Origin of the sequence: Mycobacterium sp. (genome assembly GCF_050700595.1) — a bacterium.
Taxonomy (GTDB): Bacteria; Actinomycetota; Actinomycetes; order Mycobacteriales; family Mycobacteriaceae; genus Mycobacterium.
Genome location: NZ_JBOHHI010000218.1, coordinates 1 through 6,715, shown reverse-complemented (window position 1 = coordinate 6,715; position 6,715 = coordinate 1). Strand labels below are relative to the sequence as shown.

Genomic DNA, 6,715 nt, shown 5'->3' with positions numbered 1-6,715 from the left:
CAACGTCGCGGCCGAACTCAACGCGCGTCCCCGCAAGCGCTTCGGCTGGCGCACCCCCGCCGAAGAACTCAACCGACTACTCTCAGACCCGTCCGCCTTTGTTGCAGCGACCGCTTGAATCCAAGCTCGCACGTTTGCACCGTAGCCGCAGAATCAATCGCCCTGGTGGCCACCCGCAGCTGTCAGCGCGCCGAAGTCGTCGTCGGACAGCGTGATCTGCGCGGCGGCGAGGTTCTCCTCCAGGTGCGCCACGCTGGACGTGCCCGGGATCGGCAGCACCACCGGCGAACGCTTCAGCAGCCAGGCCAGCGCCAGCTGCGAGGGCGTCGCGTGGTGGTCGGCGGCGATCTGCCGCAGCGGCCCGTCGGGCGCCGCGAGCGGTCCGGCGGCCAGCGGGAACCACGGGATGAAGCCGATGTTCTGCTCGGTCGCGGCGTCCAGCAGCGGTCCGGCGGTGCGCTTGGCCAGGTTGTACTCGTTCTGCACCGACACGATCGTCGTGATCTGCCGGGCGGCCGTCAGTTGCTCGACGGTGATCTCGGACAGGCCGATGTGGCGGATCTTGCCCTCCTTTTGCAGCGCGACCAGCTCGCCGATCTGGTCTTCCGGCGGAACGTGCCGGTCGATGCGGTGCAGCTGGAACAGGTCGATGCGCTCGACGCCGAGGCGGCGCAGGCTCATCTCGCATTCCTGACGCAGATAGTGCGGATTGCCGAGCGGGATCCAGACATCCGGCCCGGTGCGCAGCAGCCCGGCCTTGGTCGCGATGAGCAGACCGTCGTAGGGATGCAGGGCCTCGCGGATGATCTCCTCGGACACGTAGGGGCCATACGAGTCGGCGGTGTCGATGAAGTTGACACCGAGCTCAACTGCGCGGCGCAACACCCGCACACATTCGGCGCGGTCGGCCGGCGGCCCCCACACCCCCTTGCCGGTGAGGCGCATCGCGCCGAAGCCGAGCCGGTTGACTGTCAGGTCGCCGCCGAGGGTGAACGTTCCGGATGCCTGGGCGATGGTTGTCATAGCGCCGACCGTACGCCGGGAAAACCTATCGGCCGCGAGGGCATGGCAAGCTGGGCGCGTGGACTTGCACACGCTGGCCGATCTGCCGCTGACCTATCCCGAAGTGGGCGCGACCGCCGGACCGCCGCCACCGGGCTACCGCCACCTCGGCTTCGCGACGCAAATCGGCGCGGGTCAAAAACGCTTCGACGACGCCGCCGATGCGCTCATGCACTGGGGCATGCAGCGCGGCGCCGGACTGCGGGTGATAGCCAGCAGCGAAGTCGTGACGGTCGGCGCGGTGGCGCTGGTCGGTATCGGTTTCCTGCAGGCGCCTTGCCGCGTCGTCTACGTGATCGACGAACCCGAGGTACGGGGATTCGCCTACGGCACGCTGCCGGGTCACCCCGAGTCCGGCGAGGAACGGTTCGTGGTGCGCCACGACCCGGTGACGGCCGCGGTGTTCGCGGAGGTGTCGGCGTTCTCCCGGCCGGTGACGTGGTGGACCAGGGCCGGCGGGCCGATCACGACGTTGGCCCAGCGCGTCATCGCCAAGCGCTACGTGCGCGCGGTGTGACGCACCGGGCGGCCGGTCAGGGACGCACGCAGTCAGTGATGCGCGGCCCTGTCGTGGTGGACGGCGTCGGCGTGGACGGCTTGAGCCAGCCGGGCCAACACGACCGCGGATACCAGCAGACCGAAGTCGCGCAACGCGATGTCGTAATAGCCGGACAGCGTGAGCAGGTCGACGATGATCCCGGCCAGCCAGGCTGCGACCACCCAGCCGCCGATCCGCGGCGCGACCGCGACCAGCACTCCGGCCACGATCTCGATGATCCCGACCAGGTACATGCCGGTTGTCGCATCACCGGGGAGGATGTGATCGATCCAGGGGGCCAGATACTTGCTCCAGCGATCCGGGTCGGTGGGCAGGAGATTGAAGAACTTGTCCAAGCCGAACAAGATCGGCGCGACGGTGAACAGGGTGCGTAGCACGAAGAACGCCTCGAACTTCGGATCCTTCAACCGCTCCCGGAGAGTAGGCGTTGCGGGCGTTTGGTAAGTACTCATGACGACTCCTTCGTTCTAAGAGATCATAATTTTTATGTTAGAACGGGTAGAATCTATCGTCAAGACTTTTACCTGTTAGAAAGACCCGCGACCCCAGGCCGCGAGCAGGTGTTCCGCGCCGGTGCACATCCGCTCGATGACGTCGCCCGCCGACGCCACCTCGGTGATCATCCCGACGCCCTGGCCGGCGTCGACCGGCGCGATGCGGTAATCCTCGGCGGCGATCGCGGCGGCGAGCTCTGCCCCGGCGCCGGGGTCGTCGGCAAGCGCGTCTTCGCGGCCGGCCCACCGTGCGGCGAAGTCGTTGCGCAGCACCCGCGACGGGAACCGGCCCGGCCAGGAGAAGCCGCGAGCGATGTCGAACACCCGGGTGGCGGTGGTGTCGGTCTCGCGGGCGGCGATCAGCGCCCGGCGGGTGGCGTCGCTGGTCAACGCCTCCGCGCAGGCCGACAGGCAGGTACCCACCCACGCCCCACTGGCGCCGGCGGCCAGCACCGCTGCCAGGCTGCGCGGCGAGGCGATGCCACCGGCGGCCAACACCGGTACCGACACCGCGTCCAGTACGGCGTCCAGCAGCGGCAGCGTCGCGATCGTTGCCGTGCCGTGTCCGCCGCCTTCGGCGCCACGCGCCACCACGACGTCGACTCCGCTATCTTGTGCCCGCCGCGCCTCGACGCTGTCGTAAACCTGTGTCGCGACAGTGATTCCGGCGCCATGCGCGCGAGAGACCCATGACCAGTCGGTACCGAAGCTGACCGACAGCAGGACGGGCCGCGCGGCCAGCGCGGCATCGAGCAGTTCCGGCTCCCGGCGGATCACCCAGTCCACCAAGCCGATTCCGAACGGGCCGCGGACGTATTGCAGCTCGCCATTCAGCGCCGACGTCGACCCGGCACTGCCCATGCCGACCATGCCCAGCCCCCCCGCCGCGGTCACCGCGGCGGCCAGCCGTCCGCCGGCAGCTCCGCCCATCGGGGCGTTGATGATCGGCACCCGCAGTCCCAGACCGCGTGACCATGGCGTCGCCAGCACAGCGCCCGGCTACGCCGACGGGATGTTCTTCACCACGGTGAGGATGACCACCGAGTCCTCGATCGACTCCAGGGCGTGCCGCACCGGCGGGATGGTGACATAGTCGCCGGCCTTGCCCTCCCACGCCTCGTCGCGGGTGGTGAGCCGTACGCGTCCCTCGAGGACCTGTAGGGTCGCCTCTCCGGGACTGTCGTGTTCTTGCAGTTTCTGCCCGGTGAGCATGGCCACCACGGTCTGGCGGAGCTCGAGGGCATGGCCGCCGTGAATGGTGTGCGCCGCCCGGCTGCTGTGCGCTTTTTGTGCGGCGGCCAGTTGTTCGGCGGCCAAACTGGTCAGCGAGATGGATTGCATCAATGCGCCTTTCCGTCCGGGGTCGGCTGTCAGAAGTCCCTCAGCTGGATAGTAGAAGAATCCCGGCCCCGGCCAACGCGAGCACCTTGATCAGCTCGAGGCCGACATAAACGTAGTGACCACGCGAACGCGGCGCCTCGAGGCCGTCGACCACCGCATCGGAGCGGCGGTTCAACCGCGGCCGCACCGCCCCCAATTGCAGGCCCAGCGTCGCGAACGCGACGATGAACGCCACCGTGACAGCGGCCTGAGGCGGGCCGGCCACGGCGGTCGCCAGGATCACCACGGCGAAAACGACCTCCACGCTGTTGAGCGCGCGGAAGACCAGACGGCCGATGCCGAGCCCGATCGGCAGTGTGACGCCCCGTGCGCGGAACTTCAGTGGCGCTTCGAGAAACGAAATTGCCAGCACCATGCCCAACCAGAGAAAGGTGACCGCAACCGCGACCGCCGGCCAGGTGCTCATCTGGCAGTGCCCTGCGGGCCGAGATGGGCCAGGCACAGATCCGGTTCGGCGAACGAGTCGAGCCGGTCGACCTTGATCGGTGCCTGCCAAGTCTCCAGCATTCCCTGCATCAGGCCCAGGTGGATCGGGCAGACCACGGCAGGTGAGGCTTCGGCCAGCTCCAGGAATGGACAGTGCCGCAGTCCGACCTGCGTCTCACCGCGACGTTCGGGCGCAAACCCCAACTCGTCAAGCACGTCCATCAGTTGCTCGATCGATTCCCCTATTTCGAGGGGACCGCCTGCTTCGGACCGGACGCCCGTTCCGGTCGGCGGCTTCAATCGCCGGCCCCATGCCCGGCCGGCCGCCAGCGCCTTGGCGCGCGGGTCACGGTCCGCGGCGAAGCCCATCGTGAGGATCTCGGCCAGAAGCCGGTAACGCCGCGGGCCGCCGCGATCCATCTGGCGGGTCGCCTGGAACATCAGCGGCGGCCGGCCCGGCCCTTTGTGGTCCAGCGCGACCTGCTCCACCCGGCCGTCGCTGACCAACGTGTCGAGATGGAAGCGAACGGTATTGGGGTGCACGTCAAGCTCGCGGGCGATCGCGACGATGCTCATCGGAGCGGTCGCCGCCTTCAATACTCGTAGTACGTCACGGCGGCGGCCGACGGGTTCCTCTACTGACTTGACGATGTCGCTTATTCTCCCGCAGATTCGTCGGCTTTCGGCAGGCCGGCCACCAATGGCGTGTCGACACCGAGCGCGCCGAGCTTAGCCGCCCCGCCCGGCGAACCGAGCGGCTCGTCGCGTCCCGCCAGCGTCTCGGCGAAGAACACCGCGTTGTCCGCCAGGTACGGTTGCAGATCTTCGGGGAGATCGTCTTCGTAGTAGATCGCCTCAACCGGGCAGACCGGCTCGCAGGCCCCGCAATCCACACATTCGTCCGGGTGGATGTAGAGGGCGCGACCGCCCTCGTAGATGCAGTCGACCGGGCACTCCTCCACGCAGGCCCGGTCCAAGACATCAACGCATGGCTTCCCGATCACGTAGGTCATGCCGTGGAGTTTACACAAGTTGATTTGTAAAAACTAGAGCTGGGTTTCAGCCGCGCAAGATAGGCGAGGCTTCCCTGGCATGCCGGTAATGCGGTAGTGTTTCCACAAGCTACATTGTAAAAACTCTGAAAGGGCGAAACCCAATGGTAGACACCGAACTCGACGTCCGAGAGCTGCGCAAGCCGGACAAGCACCCGACGATCTTCGCCACCTATGGCGGGCTTGCGGCCGGCGAATCGTTCGTGCTCGTCAACAACCACGATCCGAAGCATCTGCACGACGAGTTCGAGACCGACCATGCCGGCAGTTACGGCTGGGAGTACGTCGAGAAGGGTCCCAAGGTCTGGCGGATCCGGATCACCAAACTGGCCAGCACCCCACTCCCCCGCATCCTTGCCAATACCGCTGACGTGGCCGACGCCGCCGACGTCACCGGGGCGGTGTGGAAGCTGGAGGTCCGCGAGCGCGACCTGGACTCGAACGTCATCGCGCTCGCGCCGGGCGGCGGGATCGACGCCCACACCGGGGCCGATGTCGACGTGTTGATCCACGTGCTTTCCGGCAGTGGACGACTGACCACCGAGCAAGGCGATATCGACCTTGCCCCCGGCGCCCTGCTGTGGCTGCCGAAACGATCACGCCGCCAGTTCAGCGCCGGCCCGGACGGGTTGCGTTACCTGACCGTGCACCAGAAGCGAGAAATCCTGCCCCTGACACCGACTGTGCGACAGGCCGTCTGATGAGCGACCCACAGCGAAACGTTCAACCTGACGCGATACCGCAGGCAAGCCGTGGCGACGACGCGCGGCGATCGCCAGCGCGGCGGAGCCGGGCGCAGCGGGTCGCCGCCGACGACGCCGTGCAGGGGCACTGGCTGCTGGCGCGGCTGGGAAAGCGGGTGCTGCGCCCGGGTGGCATCGGGCTCACCCGCACTCTGCTGGGCAGTGCCGGTATCGCCGACGCCGACGTGCTCGAGTTGGCCCCGGGGATGGGCCGCACCGCGACCGAGATCCTTACCCACCACCCCCGGTCGTATATCGGCGCTGAGCAGGACCCCGACGCCGCGGGAACGGTGCGGGGCATCGTCGCCGGGTACGGGGACGTCCGGGTCACCGACGCCGCCGACACCGGATTGCCTGACGCCAGCAGAGATGTCGTGATCGGGGAGGCGATGCTCACCATGCAGAACGACACGACCAAGGACAGCATCGTCGCCGAGGCGGCGCGAGTGCTGCGGCCGGGTGGGCGCTACGCCATTCACGAACTCGCACTCACGCCGGACACCATCTCCGACGAGGTCAAGACCGACGTCCGGCAGTCTCTCGCGCGTGCGATCAAGGTCAATGCCCGCCCGTTGACGGTGGCCGAATGGACACAATTGCTGGCCGACCGCGGGCTGGTCGTCGACGACGTCGCAACGGCACCGATGGCGCTGTTGCAGCCGCGGCGGCTGATCGCCGACGAGGGTCTGCGGGGGGCGCTGCGGTTCGCCAAGAATCTGCTCACCCACCACGACGCCCGCCGGCGCGTGTTGATCATGCGCCGCACCTTCCGCAAACACCGCGACCGATTGATCGCCGTGGCGATTGTCGCGCACAAACCGGCCACCTAACCGGGCTCCGGGCAATTTCGGGCCTTAGCCTCGATCCACGGATGAATTGACGGTGGTTCGGGTGTCGGTATGAGGAAAGTGCCTTCTGAGCTGGGATGATTGGAGTTTCCACACAACAATCTGACCCGACGAGAAAGGCACTTCCGGT

The 6,715-nt window shown here is 67.5% G+C and carries 10 protein-coding genes; 3 read left to right on the top strand and 7 right to left on the bottom strand.

Features of this window, described 5'->3' with window-relative positions:
* Nucleotides 1-153 precede the first annotated feature (153 nt).
* Nucleotides 154-1,023 (bottom strand): aldo/keto reductase, encoded by an 870-nt coding sequence (locus ACRDTL_RS19925; RefSeq protein WP_431508419.1) that lies wholly within the window; start codon nucleotides 1,021-1,023, stop codon nucleotides 154-156.
* Between the two features lie 58 nt (nucleotides 1,024-1,081).
* Here ACRDTL_RS19925 and ACRDTL_RS19920 point away from each other — a divergent pair, with 58 nt between their 5' ends.
* Entirely contained in the window at nucleotides 1,082-1,579 is a 498-nt protein-coding gene (locus ACRDTL_RS19920) for a DUF1990 family protein (RefSeq protein ID WP_431508418.1), read from the top strand.
* Nucleotides 1,580-1,611: 32 nt separating this feature from the next.
* Here ACRDTL_RS19920 and ACRDTL_RS19915 read toward each other — a convergent pair whose 3' ends face one another.
* From ACRDTL_RS19915 to fdxA, 6 genes are all read right to left on the bottom strand, one after another.
* Entirely contained in the window at nucleotides 1,612-2,073 is a 462-nt protein-coding gene (locus ACRDTL_RS19915; protein ID WP_431508417.1) for a hypothetical protein, read from the bottom strand.
* Nucleotides 2,074-2,148: 75 nt separating this feature from the next.
* A complete protein-coding gene (locus ACRDTL_RS19910) occupies nucleotides 2,149-3,105 on the bottom strand; it encodes an NAD(P)H-dependent flavin oxidoreductase (protein WP_431508416.1) in 957 nt (318 codons plus the stop codon).
* Between the two features lie 9 nt (nucleotides 3,106-3,114).
* On the bottom strand, nucleotides 3,115-3,456 hold the full coding sequence (locus ACRDTL_RS19905; RefSeq protein ID WP_431508415.1) for a cupin domain-containing protein: 342 nt from the start codon (nucleotides 3,454-3,456) through the stop codon (nucleotides 3,115-3,117).
* Between the two features lie 40 nt (nucleotides 3,457-3,496).
* Entirely contained in the window at nucleotides 3,497-3,922 is a 426-nt protein-coding gene (locus ACRDTL_RS19900; RefSeq protein ID WP_431508414.1) for a hypothetical protein, read from the bottom strand.
* On the bottom strand, nucleotides 3,919-4,518 hold the full coding sequence (locus tag ACRDTL_RS19895) for a helix-turn-helix transcriptional regulator (protein ID WP_431508413.1): 600 nt from the start codon (nucleotides 4,516-4,518) through the stop codon (nucleotides 3,919-3,921). The genes ACRDTL_RS19900 and ACRDTL_RS19895 overlap by 4 nt, the downstream gene beginning before the upstream one ends.
* 80 nt (nucleotides 4,519-4,598) lie before the next feature.
* Nucleotides 4,599-4,955 carry a ferredoxin gene (fdxA, locus tag ACRDTL_RS19890; RefSeq protein WP_431508412.1) on the bottom strand — a complete coding sequence of 119 codons (357 nt, stop codon included), beginning with the start codon at nucleotides 4,953-4,955 and terminating at the stop codon, nucleotides 4,599-4,601.
* Nucleotides 4,956-5,098: 143 nt separating this feature from the next.
* On the opposite strand from fdxA, the gene ACRDTL_RS19885 reads away from it, so the two are divergent.
* Together ACRDTL_RS19885 and ACRDTL_RS19880 are read left to right on the top strand one after the other, a co-directional pair.
* Nucleotides 5,099-5,695 carry a DUF2249 domain-containing protein gene (locus ACRDTL_RS19885; RefSeq protein ID WP_431508411.1) on the top strand — a complete coding sequence of 199 codons (597 nt, stop codon included), beginning with the start codon at nucleotides 5,099-5,101 and terminating at the stop codon, nucleotides 5,693-5,695.
* Nucleotides 5,695-6,567 carry a class I SAM-dependent methyltransferase gene (locus tag ACRDTL_RS19880; protein ID WP_431508410.1) on the top strand — a complete coding sequence of 291 codons (873 nt, stop codon included), beginning with the start codon at nucleotides 5,695-5,697 and terminating at the stop codon, nucleotides 6,565-6,567. Before ACRDTL_RS19885 ends, ACRDTL_RS19880 begins: the two co-directional genes overlap by 1 nt.
* Nucleotides 6,568-6,715 lie beyond the last annotated feature (148 nt).

Coding starts and splice junctions, on each gene's coding strand:
- ACRDTL_RS19885 (WP_431508411.1), top strand. CDS start 5,099: ATGGTAGACACCGAACTCGACGTCCGAGAGCTGCGCAAGCCGGACAAG.
- ACRDTL_RS19925 (WP_431508419.1), bottom strand. CDS start 1,023: ATGACAACCATCGCCCAGGCATCCGGAACGTTCACCCTCGGCGGCGAC.
- ACRDTL_RS19900 (WP_431508414.1), bottom strand. CDS start 3,922: ATGAGCACCTGGCCGGCGGTCGCGGTTGCGGTCACCTTTCTCTGGTTG.
- ACRDTL_RS19905 (WP_431508415.1), bottom strand. CDS start 3,456: ATGCAATCCATCTCGCTGACCAGTTTGGCCGCCGAACAACTGGCCGCC.
- ACRDTL_RS19880 (WP_431508410.1), top strand. CDS start 5,695: ATGAGCGACCCACAGCGAAACGTTCAACCTGACGCGATACCGCAGGCA.
- ACRDTL_RS19895 (WP_431508413.1), bottom strand. CDS start 4,518: ATGAGCATCGTCGCGATCGCCCGCGAGCTTGACGTGCACCCCAATACC.
- fdxA (WP_431508412.1), bottom strand. CDS start 4,955: ATGACCTACGTGATCGGGAAGCCATGCGTTGATGTCTTGGACCGGGCC.
- ACRDTL_RS19915 (WP_431508417.1), bottom strand. CDS start 2,073: ATGAGTACTTACCAAACGCCCGCAACGCCTACTCTCCGGGAGCGGTTG.